Below are 17298 nucleotides of genomic sequence, written 5' to 3' on the forward strand. Positions count from 1 at the left end.
TGCCGCAACGAGAATTCCGCAGGCCGGCGAGTGGGCGACCACAACGAGGAAGAACGCATCCTCTAAGTTCCAGGCCGATAGCGCGGGACCGCTTCTGGCCGAGGACTGCCTCATGCGAGGTGCATATGCGGCGCGCTCCGCGATGCAGCGACCGACGGCAGGCGACCCGCACTGCCTCCACAATCCGATGCGCAGATCGCCGCGGGCGCGCGACGCATGCAAGGAGGCACGACCCGACCCTCAACCGACGCTCATCGGAAACTGGGGAATGCCGTCTTGTGGCCCGACTGGGGCCAGCGTGACTGGCGGTCGTCGAGCCGAACTGCCGGTCATTCGGGACCATCGAGTAACTGAACTCAATCGCGATCTGCTACCCGACGGACTGGGCTGGATTGGACGAGCAAACGCCTTGTGGACCAGCTCGTTTTCGCCCATTGTCAATATCGCGCCGCGTAAAGACTTATCGCATTCAACTGGACTATTGCTTGAAAGGCTAGACGGTGGCATTTTAGAACACTTCTTTGAGGACACATTGCAAGGGTTGGTCCTCTTAAGAATTTGCTAAAAGTTTGTGCGGCGCGTTGGATTTCGACATGCCGCCGCGCAGAAAATAATGTCCCCACTACGCGGGGCGATGCGAGACCAAATGAACCAAAACGGGCGCCGAGTGTTCCTAGCGCATAACTCTTGTCTGAATTCGAGCTACGATCTTAACGTGCTCAAAGTGGGGCTCGAGCGCGATGGCTACGTCATCGTCGACCAGCCTGAGCTTGCCGATGAAGTGATTTTTTCTGGGTGTTCCGTACGATCCACTTGGGTGGATGACGCCATAAGCCAGATTCACCAGATCAGTTCACGAGCGTCAAGCGCAAAGATCACAGTGACAGGCTGTATCGCGAACGTAAGTGCCGGCGTTGTAAGCGCGGCTATCGCGGCTCGTCCGATCAACTTTCAGTCGCACGCGGACATCCTGCGCAACCGCACTGGTCAAGACTTTCGAGCGCTCGATCGAGACATCTCTCAGGATACGGCGCACGATTTCGAAGGCAACCCGGACAACGGATTGACTCAAATGCGGCGGCGAGTCGGAACCGCGAAGGCCGAGGTGCTCGCGCGATTCGAGCAACTGGATCGTGAGCACGGAACTGCGCTGGCGAGTTTGTACAGGCGCACGACGAAGGGGTTCGTTTTCTACCACGAGGAGGAGTCGGCCGAGCTTATTACTGTGACGCGAAGCTGCCTATACCGTTGTTCGTTCTGCAGTATTCCTCGGGGAAGAGGTGATTTTGAGTCGGTACCCATCGACGATATCTTGAGGAAAGCAACGGCCGCACTTGACCGTGGTGTCAGGCGACTAATTCTCGTAGGTGATGAAGTTGGGAACTACGGAGCAGAGGGGGCTGGACCGAGGTTTGCCGATCTGCTGCGAGCGCTCGTGGCGCTCAATCCCCAGATTCGTCTTTCGATCCGATACATCGAGCCGAAGACGTTCATGAAGAACGCTGAGCTTCTGAAGAGTCTCTGCGATTCGGGAAACATTGATCTGCTCTATGTGTCACTGCAAAGTGGTTCTGAGCAGATACTCAGAGCCATGAACCGCAATCCGGATTTGTCAAAGATTTCGGACGCTTATGCGGCCTTCCGAAACACCACTGATGTTGTGTTCTACTGCAACTGGATGGTCGGGTTTCCCGGTGAGACAGAGAGCGACTTTCAGCAAACATTGAAGCTCGCTCGTGCACTAGACCTGCAGATCAACGTCGCTATCCCTTTTTCAGCGAGGCCTGATACCCCGGCTGAGCACTACGCTGACCAGATCGACGACAAAACCAAGGAATATCGGCTGTCGCGGCTGAGCATCGAGCTTGCAGACATGAAAGCAGCGATGTTTGAGCAGCAACTGAGTTTCCTCGACGATGAGGCCCGTCGGTCGTTGCTTCAACAAATCAAGCTTGGAGAAATGCAGCAATATCAGGCACCGCTGGCCGAAGAAAGGCCCGTTGTGTTCCAAAGACGATTGCAGACTGGTGGCGACGATGCTGGAAAGGCTTGATACGCAATGGACCCAGTGGGATTTCGCTGTAGTTGACATAGAGGGAAACGGTGAGACGCCCCAAGAGATTATCGAGCTCGCGATATTCCATATCAGTGCCGGCGAGCTTATGCCTCGCCATGACGAGTGGCTTGTTCGCCCCAGAAAACCTGTGACGGCCCAAGCGACTGCGTTCCACGGTATCAGCAATGAGATGGTGGCCGATCAGCCGAGTCTGTCCGATGTCGTGGGCCAAGTGTCTGCGGCTTTGAGCGCTAAAATCGTAATCGGTCATAACGTGCACCTAGACGTTGAACTTCTGAAGAGGGCCATCTCGAACTGGCACCCAGTCCTCGTCCTGGACACGCTAAAACTGGCTCGCGCAGTGCATCCGAGTGCTCGATCTTATGCTTTGTCATCTCTCGTATCGGAGCGGCAAATCGACGTTCGCTTGAGCACGTTTCACCGAGCGTCGGGAGACGCACGCGCAACGGCCTATTTATTCCTCGACTTGATTAAAACTCTCGAGGCTTCGAGGCGGGCTACGCTCAGGAAGCTCATCGACATAGCAGCGACCGCGACACCTGAATTCATCAACAATCAGCAACAGGACCTATTCTGATGGCGCAGATGATCGGCATTACGGGTACACACTCGACGGGAAAGTCAACGTTTTTCGAGAAAGTGCGCAAACAGGCGGAACGTCGCGGGCTTCGCGTGGAAAGGGTGGGCGATGTCGCGACTCGCTGTCAAGCCGCCGGATTTCCCATCTTGCGCGACCATACCTTCGAAAGCACGCTTTGGATCATCGCATCGGTTATTTCGAGCGAGCTCGAGCTTGCACTGAAGTGTGATTTGATTCTCGTCGATCGCCCGGTCTCAGATGCGATTGGCTATCTCGAGGCCGCACTTGCATCAACACATCGCACCATCACCGAAGCGGAGCGGAACTATCTGTACACGCTCGTCGGAATGCATTCATCTCGCTACGCGATGCTCTTCAAGACAGAACTCGACAAAACGATCCCGTTGGGCGAGGGCCGTGATCTCGATCAAGCTTTCCGGGCAGCAGCCGAGGAGCATATAACCCGTTCGCTGAAGGAACTGCACATTTCGACGCTCAACCCTGAGGTGCCGGAGTCGTTGCGTCTCGTAGAAGATTTTTTGGACAAGATTTCGACATCAGCCGTTAAAAGCGTCGACGAATAGTTGCAGTACGGAGCGCTTAGAATATTGGTCCTGGAGCTCGCATTGAAATATGTCGACGGACAAGAAGTCCGGACTTACGGCACGTGGGGCACGGGCGCGGCCACAAGGAGTTGTCGTATGCGACACTGATACGGGGCGATACGTAATCTCTTACTCAGAACGCGACCTGGCGTATTTCAAGGAGGGGGCGTAGTTAAATTCACTCAATACGATGTTCGCATATGAAGCGCGCGTAGCCCGATTTGGAACTTATCGAGCGGTCCGCATCACCATGAATGTCGAGAGTGCGTGAAGGTGATAGTGATAGTGATGTGGGAGAAGCCTGGTGCGCACTCAGGAAGCTTGATTGAAAGCTTGCGTTCGGATGACCGCATTCAGGACTTTTACGGCCGTCCCTTGCGGCACCACGACTGCCCCCTCTTGGCCGATTCCTGAAGTTCGTCGGCAGGCATCCCCCGTCCCGTCGTGCCGCACATCCCTAGCCAATCCAAAGCGGCGGGCAATATCGACTCGAATACTCAGCTTCCTTATCGGAAGACTGCGCTCCGGCTGCGCAGCTCAAGTATCGGCTTTCGCCAGGGATGCCAGCTGCCAGAAGTCAAAAAGCAGACTTTCCCGGCGAGCAACGCGTCTTCACAATCGTCGGTCCGCCCCACCATGAGAGCTCCGAAAGTCTGTGACTGACAGCGAATCTCACGACTCTCCTCATTCTGGTGGTTTGCCGCGATAAGGGGCAAGGACGCTCGCAGGCCGCGGCGGCGCGCTGGCGTCAGTCTCAAGTGGTCACCTAAAAATAACCAGAATCGGTCATTTTGAGAATCCAGTCATCGGACTAAGCTACCTCCATCGCACCACGGAATGCGTCCAACCCGACTCAGGAGTGAATCATGGAACAACGTCTCGACTTCTACAAAGCCAACCCCGCCGCGATCAAGGCGCTGATCGGCGTCGAAGAGCGCATCGGCAAATCGGCGCTCGAAAAATCGCTGACCGAACTGGTGCGTCTGCGTGCGTCGCAAATCAACGGCTGTGCGTATTGTGTCGATATGCACACCACCGATGCCCGCAAGGGCGGCGAAACCGAGCGCCGTCTCGCGACCGTGGTGGTATGGCGCGAAACGCCGTTCTTCACGGATCGCGAACGCGCCGCGCTCGAATGGACCGAGGCGCTGACGCTGGTGTCGCAAGAGCATGTGCCGGACGCGGTGTGGAACGCAGTGCGCCCGCACTTCAGCGACGAGGAACTGGTCGACCTGACGCTGCTGGTGTCGGCGATCAACGCGTGGAACCGCTTTGCGATTTCGTTTCGCAAGCTGCCGGGCTGAAGCGGCGGTGGTCTGAACGTCGCTACATCGCTGCGTCGCTGCGTCGCTGCGTCGCTGCATCTCTACGACGGCGAGATTCAGAACGACAGTTCGCGCAGCGCCGCCTCGTTCGCGACCTTGAAGGCCGCGGTCAATTCGCTCAATTGCCGCGCCTGATCCGCGAGCGAGTTCGCGGTCGCGGCGCTTTCCTCGACCAGCGCCGCATTGTGCTGCGTGACCTCGTCCATCTGCGTGACGGCGAGGCTCACCTGGCGGATACCCTCGCTCTGCTCTTTCGACGCCGCCGCGATCTCGCCGACGATACGCGCGACACGCCCGATCGCGGCTTCGATCTCCTGCATCGTGCCGCCGGCTTCGTCGACGAGGCCCGCGCCGCTTTGCACGCGCGCGGTCGACTCCGCGATCAGCGAGCCGATTTCCTTCGCGGCCGCCGCCGAGCGTTGCGCGAGGCTGCGCACCTCGCCCGCCACCACCGCGAAACCACGCCCTTCCTCTCCGGCGCGCGCCGCTTCGACCGCGGCATTCAGTGCGAGGATATTCGTCTGAAACGCAATCCCTTCGATCGCGGTGATGATGCCAGTCATCTTCGACGAACCCGCGTGAATCACCCGCATCGTCTCGACCATGCTGCCGACCGAATCGCGCCCGCGCGCGGCCATCTCCGACGCGCGCGACGCCAGTTCGCTCGCATGATGTGCGTTCTCCGCGTTCAGCTGCACGGTGGAGGTGAGCTGCTCCATCGCCGCGGCGGTCTGTTCGAGCGACGCGGCCTGTTCCTCGGTGCGTTGCGACAGATCGAGATTGCCCGCGGCGATCTGCTGCGTCGATGAGGCAATCGAATGCGAACCGGCGCGCACGGTGGTGACAGTCGCGCCGAGCTTGTTCTGCATCGACGCGACGCCGCGCAGCAGCATCGCCATTTCGTCGTTCGAGCGAATCGGCACGCGGGTCGTCAACTCACCGGCGGCGATCGCATCGAACTGGCGCAGCGCGTCGTTCAGCGGCGTCATGATCGCGCGGCGCAGCATGCGCCAGCTGATGAACGCCACCGTCAACCCCACCAGCACGCTGCCAAGGCACGCGAGCAGCAGCGTATGAAAGAGCGCGGCCGAGCGCTCGTTCGCGTCGCTCGCCTGGTGGTTCAGATAGTCTTCCAGCGCGCCCTGGCTCGTATTCATCGCCGTATAGAGGCCGATCAGCTGCTTCGCGCGGCTTTCGTCCATCCAGCTCGCGTCGCCGCCGCGGATCGCCTCGATCAGTCTGTCGATGCCGTCGCGCCGCACGGCGGTGCGCTTCGTGTCGAGGTCGCCGGTGAGACGTTGCAGTTCGGGCGTCTTCGGCAGATCGCGGAAGGTGTTCCACCACTTGTCCGACTCGCCGAGCAGCATGCGCGCACGTTCGAGTTGCGCATCCAACTGCGGCGAATGCGGATTGCTCATCGCCCAGTCGAGCCCGAAGCGTGCCCGCGACATCGCCGTGCCCGATTTGCCCAGCGCCACCACCGACGCGAAATGCACCGTGTACGCATCGCGCTGCGCCTGGTTGCTTTCGCTCATGCCGAGCATGCCGAGCGCGCCGGTGGCAATCAGCAGCACGCCGAGAAACGCGATCGTGATCGCGATCCGTAGATTGATCGTCAGGTTTTTGGTCATCATGGTGGTTGTCGTTCTGGCTGGTCTCGCGCTCTGGCTCATGACGTGCGGCCCCGGCGCACGGGCGAAAGGCGGACGGTCTCCGGCGCCTTTCTCATGGTCCATGTATTGTCGTTTTGGGCAGCTTTATGTTCCTTATATGGAACATATAACCACATATGGAAAGTATAGCGATGGGCGCTTAGGTGACAAAATAAATCGGAGACACGCGACGTAAACGCGCAACAGGTGGGTGGCGCGTGATTGCGCACAGAGAGAGGGGGCGCGCAGAACGCGGTGCAACGGCTGCTTGTGTCTTCGACGAGCTATGGCGCCGCGCGGCGGCCGTCTTGCTTGACGAACTCGGCGTTTGAGATCGTGACGCTGAAGGATGATGCGGCGTTGTCGCAGCCGAAGCAGAACCGACCCGGCCGCGCCCTACATCACCCGAGCGCGCCCGCCGCCGTCGTCATTCGCCGATCCACGACCCGCGCAGATCGCTGTCATGCAGCAATTGCAGCAGCGTGCCGGCCGGGCGGCTCAGCCGTTTCGCCGCCAGCGCGATGAACTCCACCGACGGCAATGCCGGCAGACCGGCAGCATTCAGCGGCGGCGCCAGCCCCCGCGCGGCCAGGTACTGCGGACGCACCGTGATGCCCAGGCCCCCGCGCGCGGCGGCGATACAGCCCGCGTGGCTGCTGCTCGTACAGACCACCTGCCAGCTGAAGCCCGCTTCGGCGAGCGCGTCGAGCACGACCGCGCGCGTCACGCTCGGCTCGGCGACCAGAATCAGCGGCAGCGGCTGGCTCAGATCGACCAGCGTGCCGGCGCGCGCGAGCCACTCCAGCCGTCCCGTGAAAAGCGGCACGCCGCGCCGGTCGCCGAGCCGCCGCTTGCCGACCAGCAGATCGATCGACCCCGCGTCCAGCAGTTCGTACAGCTTGCCGGTCATACCGATGGTGATCTCCAGTTCGACGTCCGGATGCGCGTCGCGGAACGCCGCCAGCACCGTGGGCAACGGCCCGAGCGCGACGTCGTCCGAGGAGCCGAGGCGCACGCGGCCTTTGAGGCGCGGCGCGCGAAACTGCGACTCGGCTCGCGCGAGCGCCTGCAGAATCACGCTGGCATGCGCGAGCATCGCCTCGCCGTCCGGCGTCATCGCGAGCGAATGGGTGTCGCGCACGAAGAGGCGCCGGCCCACGCTCTCTTCGAGCCGCCGGATGTGTTCGCTGACGCTCGACTGTGTGAGGTTCAGCCGCCGTCCCGCTTCGGTAAAGCTGTGGCAGGCGGCGACGGTCGCGAAAGTCTTGAGCCAAATGGGATTGAGCATGCGGCATTGTCGCGCTGCTTATCGGCAAAGTCGATAACAGTCAGCGTCCCTAGTGGGGTTCCCGATTGACGACGATGTCAATATGATGACGGAATTCCCCCCATGATTGCCCCGCGCGAGCGCCCTCAGCCCGCTTCGCCCGTGAAAAAAAGATGACCAAGGATTCCGCCCACACCGCGCTGCTCTGGATCGTCGCCGCCGGTTTCTTCATGCAGTCGCTCGACACGACGATCGTCAACACCGCGTTGCCGTCGATCGCCAACAGCCTGCACGTCGCGCCCCTCGCGATGCAACCGATCGTCGTCGCCTACACGCTCACCATGGCGATGCTCACGCCCGCCTCCGGCTGGCTCGCCGACCGCTTCGGCACGCGGCGCGTCTATTTCGTCGCAATCCTCGTGTTCGTGCTCGGCTCGGTCTGCTGCGCGAGCGCGCACACGCTCGGTCAACTGGTGCTGGCGCGGGTGCTGCAAGGTCTCGGCGGCTCGATGCTGCTGCCGATCGGCCGGCTCGCCGTGCTGCGCAGCGTGTCCGGCGAGCAATACGTGTCGGCGCTCGCGTTCATTTCGATTGCCGGCCAGCTGGGGCCGATCGCCGGACCGACGCTCGGCGGCTGGTTCGTGCAGGCGATCACGTGGCACTGGATTTTCCTGATCAACGTGCCGATCGGCGCGGCCGGTCTGTATGCGGTGCAGCGGTTTTTGCCGTCGCACGACACCACGCAGGCGCCGCCGTTCGATTTCATCGGCTGCGGTTTGCTGTCGCTGTGCATGATCGCGTTTTCGCTTGCCATCGACGCGCCGGTTCCCTCGCATCGCGCGGCCTGGTCGGCGGGGCTGTTCGCGCTCGCCGTCGCCAGCGCACTCGCCTACATTCCGTACGCCCGGTCGCGGCGCGATCCGCTCTTCAAGCTGTCGCTCTTCGGCGAGCCGAACTTCAGCGTGGGACTGATCGGCAACCTCGTGTGCCGGGTCGGCTCGAGCGCCGTGCCGTTTCTCGTACCCTTGCTGTTGCAGCTGCAGCTGGGCTACTCACCGCTGCACTCGGGTCTGATGATGCTGCCCGCGGCGCTTGCCGGCACGCTCGCCAAACGCTGGATCGCGCCGCTCGTGCGCCGCTACGGTTATGACACGTTTCTGCTGGTCAACACGATCATCGTCGGATCGGCGATCGTCGGGTTCGCGTTGATCTCGCGCGGCACGCCGCTCGTGATCGAGATCGCGATTCTGGCCGTGTTCGGCGCCGCCAACTCGATGCAGTTCGCGGCGATGAACAGCGTCACGCTGAAGGATCTTTCGCACGAAGATGCGGGCAGCGGCAACAGTCTCTTCTCGATGGTGCAGATGCTGGCGATCGGGCTGGGCGTGTCGATCGGCGGCGGGCTGGTGAATCTGTTCTCCGCGCAATCGGGCTCGGGCGCGCTGGGGTTTCGCCTCGCCTTCGTGTGCGTCGGCGTGATCACGCTGCTGTCGGCGTGGGTGTTCCGTCATCTCGACGAGCCGTCCGGCACGCGCGTCGTGCGGGGACAGGCGGCGCCGAGCGCGGGGCGGTGAGGCGTTCTCTGTTCCCTGTCTCATTCTTCGTGATTGCCGGTCGGCCGCTTGTCGATCGCCGCCGGTTCACCAACCCGTGGCGCATGTCGCCGCAACTGGCCGGGCCTGATCTGATTGCATAGATCCGGTGCCCTGCTATCCCCTCCTTCCCCTATCCGGCAAACGATGGATAGCCGCAAAGCCATCGCACGCCTGAACCGCGCCCTCCTGCGCGGCCGCGACACGTTGCGCTCCCCGTTGCCGCGACAAAATATGTGCACTGCATAGCGAGAAACGCATCCCATCGTGTTTCCGGGTTGCGCTCGCGCAAATCAACGGCGACAGCGCGACTGACGCAATAGCGTCACCATCATTGCATTCATGACACGCGATCATTTATTGGTCTCGACAGCCCTTACGCCCCTGCGCGAGGGCATGAATTCAAACAGAATTTCGCGTTAGCATGTCGTCCATTAGTCATAACAAAAGGAAATTCACATGCCATTTGACGAGCGCATGCTGAACGGCATGGGCGTGCTCACGGCGATCGTCGATTGCGGCAGTTTTGCGGCGGCCGGCGAAGCGCTCGACATGTCGCAATCCGGGGTTAGCCGTTCGGTCGCACGGCTCGAAGCGCGCCTGGGCATTCGCCTGTTCGATCGCACCACGCGCTCGGTCATGCTGACCGATGAAGGCCGGCGCTTCTACGAACAGATCGTGCCGCTGCTCGGCGGGCTCGAAGAAGCGGCGGCTTCAGCCGCTCACGGCGCGACCGCCGTACGCGGACGCCTGCGCGTCAACATGGACCCATTCTTTTCGCGCCTCGTGCTCGGACCGCGCCTCGGCGGTTTCATCGACAGGCATCCAGATCTGCAACTCGAACTGATCACGCGCGATCAGTTGGGTGACATGGTCGCCGACGGTTTCGATCTCGCGATCCGCTTCGGCGATCCGCCGGTGTCGACGCTGATCGCTCGCAAGCTGCTGGACACGCGCATTCTGACGGTGGCGGCGCCGTCGTACCTGAAGAAACATGGACATCCGGCCAACCCGGCCGAACTCGAAAACGGCCAGCATGTATGCATCAAGTTCCGCGATCCGTTGACCGGCTACCCGTTCGCGTGGGAGTTTCATCGCGGCCGCAAGAAGCTCGTGATAACGCCGCAAGGCCGCCTGACGGTGAACGACGTAGGCACGTTGCATAGCGTGTGCACGGCGGGCCAGGGCGTCGCGCAGATTCTGTCGCTCGGCGCGGAGTCGTTGCTGGCGAGCGGCAAGCTGGTCGAGCTGTTTCCCGAATGGGGCGACGAGGTGTATCCGCTGTATGCGCTCTATCCGTCGCGGCATCATCCGCCGGCCAAGGTGCGGGCGTTTTTCGAATTCATCGTTTCGCTGACGGGCGGTGCGCCGCGCGACGCGGCTGCATGAAGCAGCCGCGCGGCACCAGGCCTGCGCCTTGCTGCATCAAAGCTGTCTTCCACCTAGGAGAGCGGCAATGAGCGAAACCCAGCAACATGCAGCGGGCAAACCGGCTGACATCGAACACCCGCAGCCCGTCAAGCACAGCGATAACGAAAAGAGCAAGCTGCCCGAACGCCACGACGAGGGCCGCGACCAGTCTCCCGCGGACCGTCCCGGCAAGAAGCCCGGCGAGGGCGAGCCGTCGGTCAGTTAAAAAAAATAAGCGCGTTTTGTCAAGCGGCTTTGCTGTAATTCGGCAGCGAAGCCGCGTAAATTTTTTCCCTTTCATCGGCTTTCGGAAGGCAAACATTTCTTCCTGATTTTTACCGAATATTTTTTTCGCATAATGGACTATTTTGCTGCTTGCAGCGATACGCGCGCCACGCGAACCGGCTGCCGCCCCTTAATCCATAAAAAAGGCGACGCCCATGTCCATCCCCCAGGCTCCTCCCCGTCTCGCCAAAGTCTCGATCTGCTTGCCGACCTGCAATCGCCCCGAGCTGATCGCCGATTGCATCGATTCGTGCCTCGGTCAGCGCTACGGCAATCTGGAAATCGTGATCGGCGACGATTCGAAAGACACCGGCACCCAGCAACTGATCGCGGCCCGCTATGGGCGGGAGCCGCGCGTGCGCTACACGCTGAATCAGCCGCCGCTCGGCCAGGCCCGCAACGTCGCGAGCCTGTTCGAGCGCGCGAGCGGCGACAAGATCCTGCTGATTCACGACGACGATCTGCTCACCACCGACGGCGTCGAAAAACTCGTGTCGCTGTGGACACGCCATCCGCAACTCGGGGCCGCTTTCGGCGACCAGTACGAAGCCGATCACGACGGCGCCGTCGACTTAGACGCGAGCACGCGGCTGAATGCGGCGTTCCGGCGCACGAAGGACGCCGAAGGCTTGCAGCCGCTGCCGGGCAGAACCGGCCTGATCCAGATGTTCCCGAACAACGGCTGGATGGCCGACGCCCGTCTCGTGAAGCGGATCGGCTACAAGGATCAGTACGGCACGTGCTGCGATTTCGTGTTCGGCACCGAGCTCTGTCTCGCGGCGCGCGAAGTGTTCTATCTGCACGACTATGTGTCGGTGTATCGCAAGACCGCGACCTCGATCTCGCGCAGCACGCGCGGCACAGAGACGGCGGCGACGGTCAGCGCGTATGCGTTCGTGAAGGCGTTACCACTGCCGCCGCAACTGGAGCCGTCGCGCAAGCTTGCGCTGCGGCGTCTCGCGCCGATCGTCGTGTCGGTTCATGCGCGCAACCGCCAGCCATTGCGCGGTCTGCAGATCGCGCTCGCCCATCTGTACGCATACAACTATGGGCTCAGTGCGCGGTTCTACTATCACCTTCTGATGCTTGCACGGGGGTCCTTGAGCGCGCAGCAACAGGCCGTTGCAGCGGCTACGGCGGCCGCCGTGGCTGCCGCGCCCGCGGTGGTGGCCGATCCGGCGGCCGTCGTCGAGGAGCTCGTCAACGAGCTCGTGACGGATCGATCCGAGCCGGTGTGATTCGCGGTGCGCAGGTGCTGACGTGGCGATGGCGCATCGGTTGCGTGTCGCCGCGGTCGTCGCCGTCAGCACAACTGAGGATGCGCGCGCGTGGCGCAGCTAGCCGTTACGCGTTTTTCGCCGCACGTCTCTCACCACGCGGCCTCGTGCCCCACCGCCGCCGACCCCACCTCTATGCGCATATCCTGCTAAGCATCCTCTGCTTAGCAAACGCGTATTTGTTGCTTGGTGCGGCGCAGGACGCTGATTACGATGAGCTCGAACCGTCATCAGCCCGGAGGTGATTCGCCATGTCGGACAGTGCCTGTTTCAAGCCGCGTGTGATCGAACCGGTGGTCGTCGATCAGCCGGAAGGATTGGGGCTTGCGGTGGAGTTGTGGCTCGTGCAGCCCATCGACGGCATCGCGGGTCGCGCGCTGCAGATTCATTTGCGCAGCGGCACGAAGATGGCGCAGGCGGAGGCGCTGCGCGATCTGTTGCATGCATGGGGCACGGAGATCGTCGTCAGTTGAGCGTGTCACCTGCCGCTTCGTTCATGCAATGAAAACGGCGGCCGGGTCGCCCCAGGCCGCCGCTTTTCAACCGCTCACTCCCGTGCGCGGCCCTGCTGTCCCGTGGACGCTCAAGGTTCGTGACGCAAGTACCCTTCCGTCGACGGATCGCGCATACGCAGCGCCACGATGCCGGCGATCGCGCACATCACCGTGACGTACCAGAAGAACATCGTCTCGACACCGACCGACTTCAGCCACAACGCCACGTATTCCGCGGAGCCGCCGAAGATCGCGTTGGCCACTGCGTACGACAGGCCCACGCCGAGTGCGCGCACTTCCGGCGGGAACATTTCCGCTTTGATCAGGCCGCTGATCGACGTGTAGAAGCTGACGATCGCGAGCGCCAGCACGACGAAGCCGAACGCCGCATACGGGCTCGTCACGTCTTTGAGCGCATGCAGCAGCGGCACGGTGCCGATCGTCGCGAACAGGCCGAACAGCAGCATCGAACGACGCCGGCCGATACGGTCCGACAGCGCGCCGAACGCCGGCTGCATCAGCATGTAGACGAACAGCGCCGCGGTCATCACCGAGCTGGCCGTTTTCGTTTGCATGCCCGCCGTGTTGACGAGGTACTTCTGCATGTAGGTCGTGAAGGTGTAGAAAATCAGCGAGCCGCCAGCCGTGAAGCCGAGCACCGTCATGAACGCGCCCTTGTGCACCCACAGGCCGCGCAGCGTGCCGGCTTCCTTGCGCTGACGCGTCGCGGCGGTGGTGGTTTCGTCGAGCGATTTGCGCAGATACAGCGCGATCAACGCGGCGATCGCGCCGATCACGAACGGCACGCGCCAGCCCCACGCCTTGATTTCCGCAGGCGACAGCACCTGCTGAAGGATCACGATCACCAGCAGCGCGCACAACTGGCCGCCGATCAGCGTCACGTACTGGAACGACGCGAAGAAACCGCGCCGGCCCTTGAGCGCGACCTCACTCATGTAAGTCGCGCTGGTGCCGTATTCCCCCCCCACCGACAGCCCCTGGAAGAGCCGCGCGACGAGCAGCAGCGTCGGCGCCAGCGCGCCGATCTGCGCGTAGGTGGGCAGCATCGCGATCACGAGCGAGCCGCCGCACATCATGAACACCGAGATCATCATCGCGGTACGGCGGCCGTGTTTGTCGGCGAGGCGGCCGAAGAACCAGCCGCCGATCGGACGCATCAGGAAGCCCGCCGCGAACACGCCGGCCGTGTTGAGCAGCTGCGTGGTGGTGTTGCCGCTCGGGAAGAAGGCCGGCGCGAAATACAGCGCGGTGAACGAATAGACGTAAAAGTCGAACCACTCGACGAGATTGCCCGATGAAGCGCCAACGATCGCGAAGATGCGGCGCCGTGTGTCGTGAGCCGAGGCCACGGATTGGTCGGTTAGGTCGGTCATTGCTGGTGTCTGTCCTTGTCTTGAAACGAAGATGGCGGTCGTGTCGCCGCCTTCACAACGTGCGCCGCGAGGTGCTAGCCGTGCGCGTGCGCGAATTTTACAGAATTGCAAGCGGAAGATGGGTGTTTGTCAGTCAATCTTATGACGAGGTTCGGCGCATGGCCGTGCGAGTGCGCCCGCGCCATGGCCTGATGAGAAAAGCCCCTGGCAGTCTGGCGACCGTCAGGGGCTTGGGAACAGACATCGAATGGCGTTCGACCGGCCGCCAATCCCGCGTATTTCACACTCTCACAATGGGCGGCACGTACCGGCATTCGTAGCGCTTGCGCACCGTGCCGTTCTCGTCGACGCTTTCGAGAAACACGTCGAACTGCCACAAACGCGCCATGTGCTTGAGCACCTCGTCGCTATCGGAGGACAGATGCCGGTTGTCGCTCATGAAGTGCCGCAGCGTCAGGCTCCGGTCGCCACGCGTGTTGACCGCCCACACCTGGATGTTCGGCTCCCGATGATGCATGTCGTACTGCCGTGACAACGCCTGCCGCACGTACTGATAACCGCTGTCGTCATGAATCGCCGACACTTCGAGCGCATCGCGCATGTCGTCGTCGAGCACCGAGAACAGACGCATTTCCCGGATCAGATGCGGCGACAGATACTGGGCGACAAAACTCTCGTCCTTGAAGTTGCGCATCGCGTAGTGCATCGCTTGCAGCCACGGACTGCCGGCCAGTTCCGGGAACCACCTGCGGTCTTCTTCAGTGGGCGATTCGCAGATACGGCGGATGTCGCTCATCATCGAAAAGCCGAGTGCGTACGGATTGATGCCGCTGTAATACGGCTTCGTCACCGGCGGCTGATAGACCACGTTGCTGTGCGAATGGAGAAACTCCATCATGAAGCCGTCTTCCAGCTTGCCCTGGTTGTACATCGTGTTGAGCAGCGTGTAGTGCCAGAAGGTCGCCCAGCCTTCGTTCATCACCTGGGTCTGCCGTTGCGGATAGAAGTACTGACCGACCTTGCGCACGATGCGGATCACCTCGCGCTCCCACGGCTCCAGCAGCGGCGCGTTTTTCTCCGCGAAATACAGCAGATTTTCCTGCGGCTCCGGCGGATAGCGCTCCTCGATCTCTTCGGGCAGCGGCGTATGGCGCGTGGGCAGCGTGCGCCACAGTTCGTTCACCTGCGATTGCAGATAGGCTTCGCGTTCACGGCGCGCGGCAAACTCCTTTTCGAGCGACAGTTTCTGCGGACGCTTGTAACGGTCCACGCCGTAATTCATCAACGCATGGCACGAATCGAGCAGCTCCTCGACGCGGTCGAGCCCGAAGCGCTCCTCGCACTCGGCGATGTAGTTCTTCGCGTAGACGAGGTAGTCGATGATCGCATGCGCATCCGTCCACAGCCGGAACAGATAGTTGCCCTTGAAGAACGAGTTGTGCCCGTAAGCCGCATGCGCGATGACGAGCGCCTGCATCGTCATCGTGTTCTCTTCCATCAGATATGCGATGCAGGGATTGGAGTTGATGACGATCTCGTACGCCAGCCCCATCTGCCCGCGACGGTAGCTTTTTTCGGTGGAGAGAAAGTGTTTGCCGAACGACCAGTGACGGTAGTTCACCGGCATACCGACGGACGCGTACGCATCCATCATCTGTTCGGCGCTGATGAGTTCGAGCTGGATCGGATACACGTCGAGTTCATATTGCTCTGCAACACGGGCAATATGCGAGTCGTACTCTTCGATCAATTCGAAGGTCCAGTCGGACGGGCACGGCAGAGGCCGTCTATCGGCTACGTTCATACGGACTTCCCTTTGCCCCTCAGTGGGCGTTCCGGTGTGTCCCCGTGCTGCAGCGCTGTCGACTGCTGCGGCCGCGGCGGCGCCAGCATGGTCCGCCCCGGCCTCGGCATGCCCCGACTGTTGCTGCGGCACGCCTTTCCCGCGCTCCGGCTGATAGCCGCGCGCTTCGTTGTGCAGGTGCTCGTTCGTCATGAGGACGCCACCTGCTTTTCAAACAGCTCGCGAAACACCGGATAAATGTCGGCCGCGGTTTCGACCTTCTTCATCGCCATGTGCGGCTGGCTCAGCGCCAGCTGCGCGTATTCGAGCCACAGATTCTGTTCCTCCGGTGTGACCTGAATATACGCAAAATAGCGCACCTTCTCCAGGATGTCATCCGCGAGTATCTTGCGGCACTTGGGCGAGTCGTCGGTCCAGTTGTCGCCGTCCGATGCCTGCGCCCCGTAAATATTCCATTCAGTCGGCGAGTAGCGCTCGTCCATCACCTTCTGCATCAGTTCGAGCGCGCTCGACACCACCGTGCCTCCGCTTTCGGTCGAATGGAAGAACGTGTCTTCGTCGACCTCCTCGGCGCGCGTGTGGTGACGGATGAAGACCACTTCGATCTTTTCGTAGTTACGCTTGAGGAACAGATACAACAGGATGAAGAAGCGCTTGGCGAGATCCTTGCGCTGCTCGTCCATCGAACCGGACACATCCATCAGACAGAACATCACCGCCTGGCTCGACGGCGTGGGCTGCTTCACGCGGTTCACATAGCGCAGATCGAACGGATCGATGAACGGAATCCGCCAGATTCGGCCGCGCAGATGATGGATTTCCTCTTCGAGCAGCTTGATCTCGTCGCGGCGATCCGCGGGATCGGCCTTCATCGCCTCGAGCTGCCGCTCCATTTCGTGCAGCTGGTTGACGAGCGGCGCACCGAGCGCGATGCGCCGGCCGAGCGCGCTGCGCAACGAACGCACCACGTCGATGTTGTTCGGCGTGCCTTCGGCGGCCCAGCCTGCGCGGATGCTCTTCCACGTGGGCACGGCCATCAGATGGGTTTTGACGAGACGCGGCAGTTCGAGGTCGTCGAAGAAGTACTGCATGAATTCTTCGCGGCTCAGTTCGAACACGAAGTCGTCCTGACCTTCGCCTTCGTTGCTGGCCTGGTTGCCCCCGCCTCCGCCGCCGCCCCCTTGCGGGCGCTGGATCTTGTCGCCGCGGATGTAGTCCGAGTTGCCCGGATGCACCATCTCGCGCTTGCCGCCAGGACCGTGGCGGAACGAAGGCTCCGCGATGTCCTTGCGCGGGATCGTGATGCTCTGGGTGTTCTGGATGTCTTTGATGCTGCGGTCGCGCACCGCTTCCGACACGGCGCGACGAATGTAGTTTTTGACGCGGCGCAAAAAACGCTCGCGATTTGCAATGCTCTTGTTCTTGCCAGCCAACCTGCGGTCGATGATTTGATGAAGCACGCCCGGTCTCCCTGTCGATCGGAGCTAGCGCTTTGGCGCTGACTCCGGTCCGATGCAGCGCACGTCGATGGAGTCG

Annotated in this window: 14 protein-coding genes; 9 read left to right on the forward strand and 5 right to left on the reverse strand. The window is 61.7% G+C overall.

Annotation, left to right across the window (positions count from 1 at the left end; all coding sequences use genetic code 11):
• Positions 1-646 precede the first annotated feature (646 nt).
• From PQQ53_RS22290 to PQQ53_RS22305, 4 genes are all read left to right on the forward strand, one after another.
• Positions 647-2053: a radical SAM protein gene (locus PQQ53_RS22290; RefSeq protein WP_408326197.1), complete on the forward strand. Its 1407-nt coding sequence runs from the start codon at positions 647-649 to the stop codon at positions 2051-2053.
• Positions 2037-2654 carry a 3'-5' exonuclease gene (locus tag PQQ53_RS22295; RefSeq protein ID WP_408326301.1) on the forward strand — a complete coding sequence of 206 codons (618 nt, stop codon included), beginning with the start codon at positions 2037-2039 and terminating at the stop codon, positions 2652-2654. Before PQQ53_RS22290 ends, PQQ53_RS22295 begins: the two co-directional genes overlap by 17 nt.
• Positions 2654-3241 carry an AAA family ATPase gene (locus PQQ53_RS22300; RefSeq protein ID WP_408326200.1) on the forward strand — a complete coding sequence of 196 codons (588 nt, stop codon included), beginning with the start codon at positions 2654-2656 and terminating at the stop codon, positions 3239-3241. The genes PQQ53_RS22295 and PQQ53_RS22300 overlap by 1 nt, the downstream gene beginning before the upstream one ends.
• Positions 3242-4128: 887 nt before the next feature.
• Entirely contained in the window at positions 4129-4566 is a 438-nt protein-coding gene (locus PQQ53_RS22305; RefSeq protein ID WP_408143745.1) for a carboxymuconolactone decarboxylase family protein, read from the forward strand.
• Between the two features lie 77 nt (positions 4567-4643).
• Here the strand turns inward: PQQ53_RS22305 and PQQ53_RS22310 are convergent, their stop codons facing one another.
• Together PQQ53_RS22310 and PQQ53_RS22315 are read right to left on the reverse strand one after the other, a co-directional pair.
• Positions 4644-6218: a methyl-accepting chemotaxis protein gene (locus PQQ53_RS22310; protein ID WP_408326304.1), complete on the reverse strand. Its 1575-nt coding sequence runs from the start codon at positions 6216-6218 to the stop codon at positions 4644-4646.
• A gap of 448 nt (positions 6219-6666) precedes the next feature.
• On the reverse strand, positions 6667-7527 hold the full coding sequence (locus PQQ53_RS22315) for a LysR family transcriptional regulator (RefSeq protein ID WP_408143746.1): 861 nt from the start codon (positions 7525-7527) through the stop codon (positions 6667-6669).
• Between the two features lie 152 nt (positions 7528-7679).
• Between PQQ53_RS22315 and PQQ53_RS22320 the strand changes: the two genes are divergently transcribed.
• From PQQ53_RS22320 to PQQ53_RS22340, 5 genes are all read left to right on the forward strand, one after another.
• Positions 7680-9080 carry a DHA2 family efflux MFS transporter permease subunit gene (locus PQQ53_RS22320; RefSeq protein WP_408153693.1) on the forward strand — a complete coding sequence of 467 codons (1401 nt, stop codon included), beginning with the start codon at positions 7680-7682 and terminating at the stop codon, positions 9078-9080.
• A gap of 477 nt (positions 9081-9557) precedes the next feature.
• Positions 9558-10487 (forward strand): LysR family transcriptional regulator, encoded by a 930-nt coding sequence (locus PQQ53_RS22325; protein WP_408143750.1) that lies wholly within the window; start codon positions 9558-9560, stop codon positions 10485-10487.
• 67 nt (positions 10488-10554) lie between these two features.
• Positions 10555-10734 (forward strand): hypothetical protein, encoded by a 180-nt coding sequence (locus PQQ53_RS22330; protein WP_408153695.1) that lies wholly within the window; start codon positions 10555-10557, stop codon positions 10732-10734.
• 214 nt (positions 10735-10948) lie between these two features.
• A complete protein-coding gene (locus tag PQQ53_RS22335; RefSeq protein WP_408326203.1) occupies positions 10949-12031 on the forward strand; it encodes a glycosyltransferase family 2 protein in 1083 nt (360 codons plus the stop codon).
• Between the two features lie 290 nt (positions 12032-12321).
• Complete coding sequence (locus tag PQQ53_RS22340) at positions 12322-12543, forward strand: hypothetical protein (RefSeq protein ID WP_408326206.1); 222 nt, start codon at positions 12322-12324, stop codon at positions 12541-12543.
• A 110-nt stretch (positions 12544-12653) separates the two neighbouring features.
• Here the strand turns inward: PQQ53_RS22340 and PQQ53_RS22345 are convergent, their stop codons facing one another.
• The 3 genes from PQQ53_RS22345 to PQQ53_RS22355 form a co-directional block, all read right to left on the reverse strand.
• A complete protein-coding gene (locus PQQ53_RS22345) occupies positions 12654-13958 on the reverse strand; it encodes an MFS family transporter (protein ID WP_408143758.1) in 1305 nt (434 codons plus the stop codon).
• A 280-nt stretch (positions 13959-14238) separates the two neighbouring features.
• A complete protein-coding gene (locus tag PQQ53_RS22350) occupies positions 14239-15954 on the reverse strand; it encodes a SpoVR family protein (RefSeq protein WP_408143759.1) in 1716 nt (571 codons plus the stop codon).
• Positions 15951-17222 (reverse strand): YeaH/YhbH family protein, encoded by a 1272-nt coding sequence (locus PQQ53_RS22355; protein ID WP_408143761.1) that lies wholly within the window; start codon positions 17220-17222, stop codon positions 15951-15953. The genes PQQ53_RS22350 and PQQ53_RS22355 overlap by 4 nt, the downstream gene beginning before the upstream one ends.
• Positions 17223-17298: the final 76 nt, after the last annotated feature.

The sequence above is a fragment of the Paraburkholderia strydomiana genome (assembly GCF_046030495.1).
GTDB classification, from domain to species: domain Bacteria; phylum Pseudomonadota; class Gammaproteobacteria; order Burkholderiales; family Burkholderiaceae; genus Paraburkholderia; species Paraburkholderia strydomiana_A.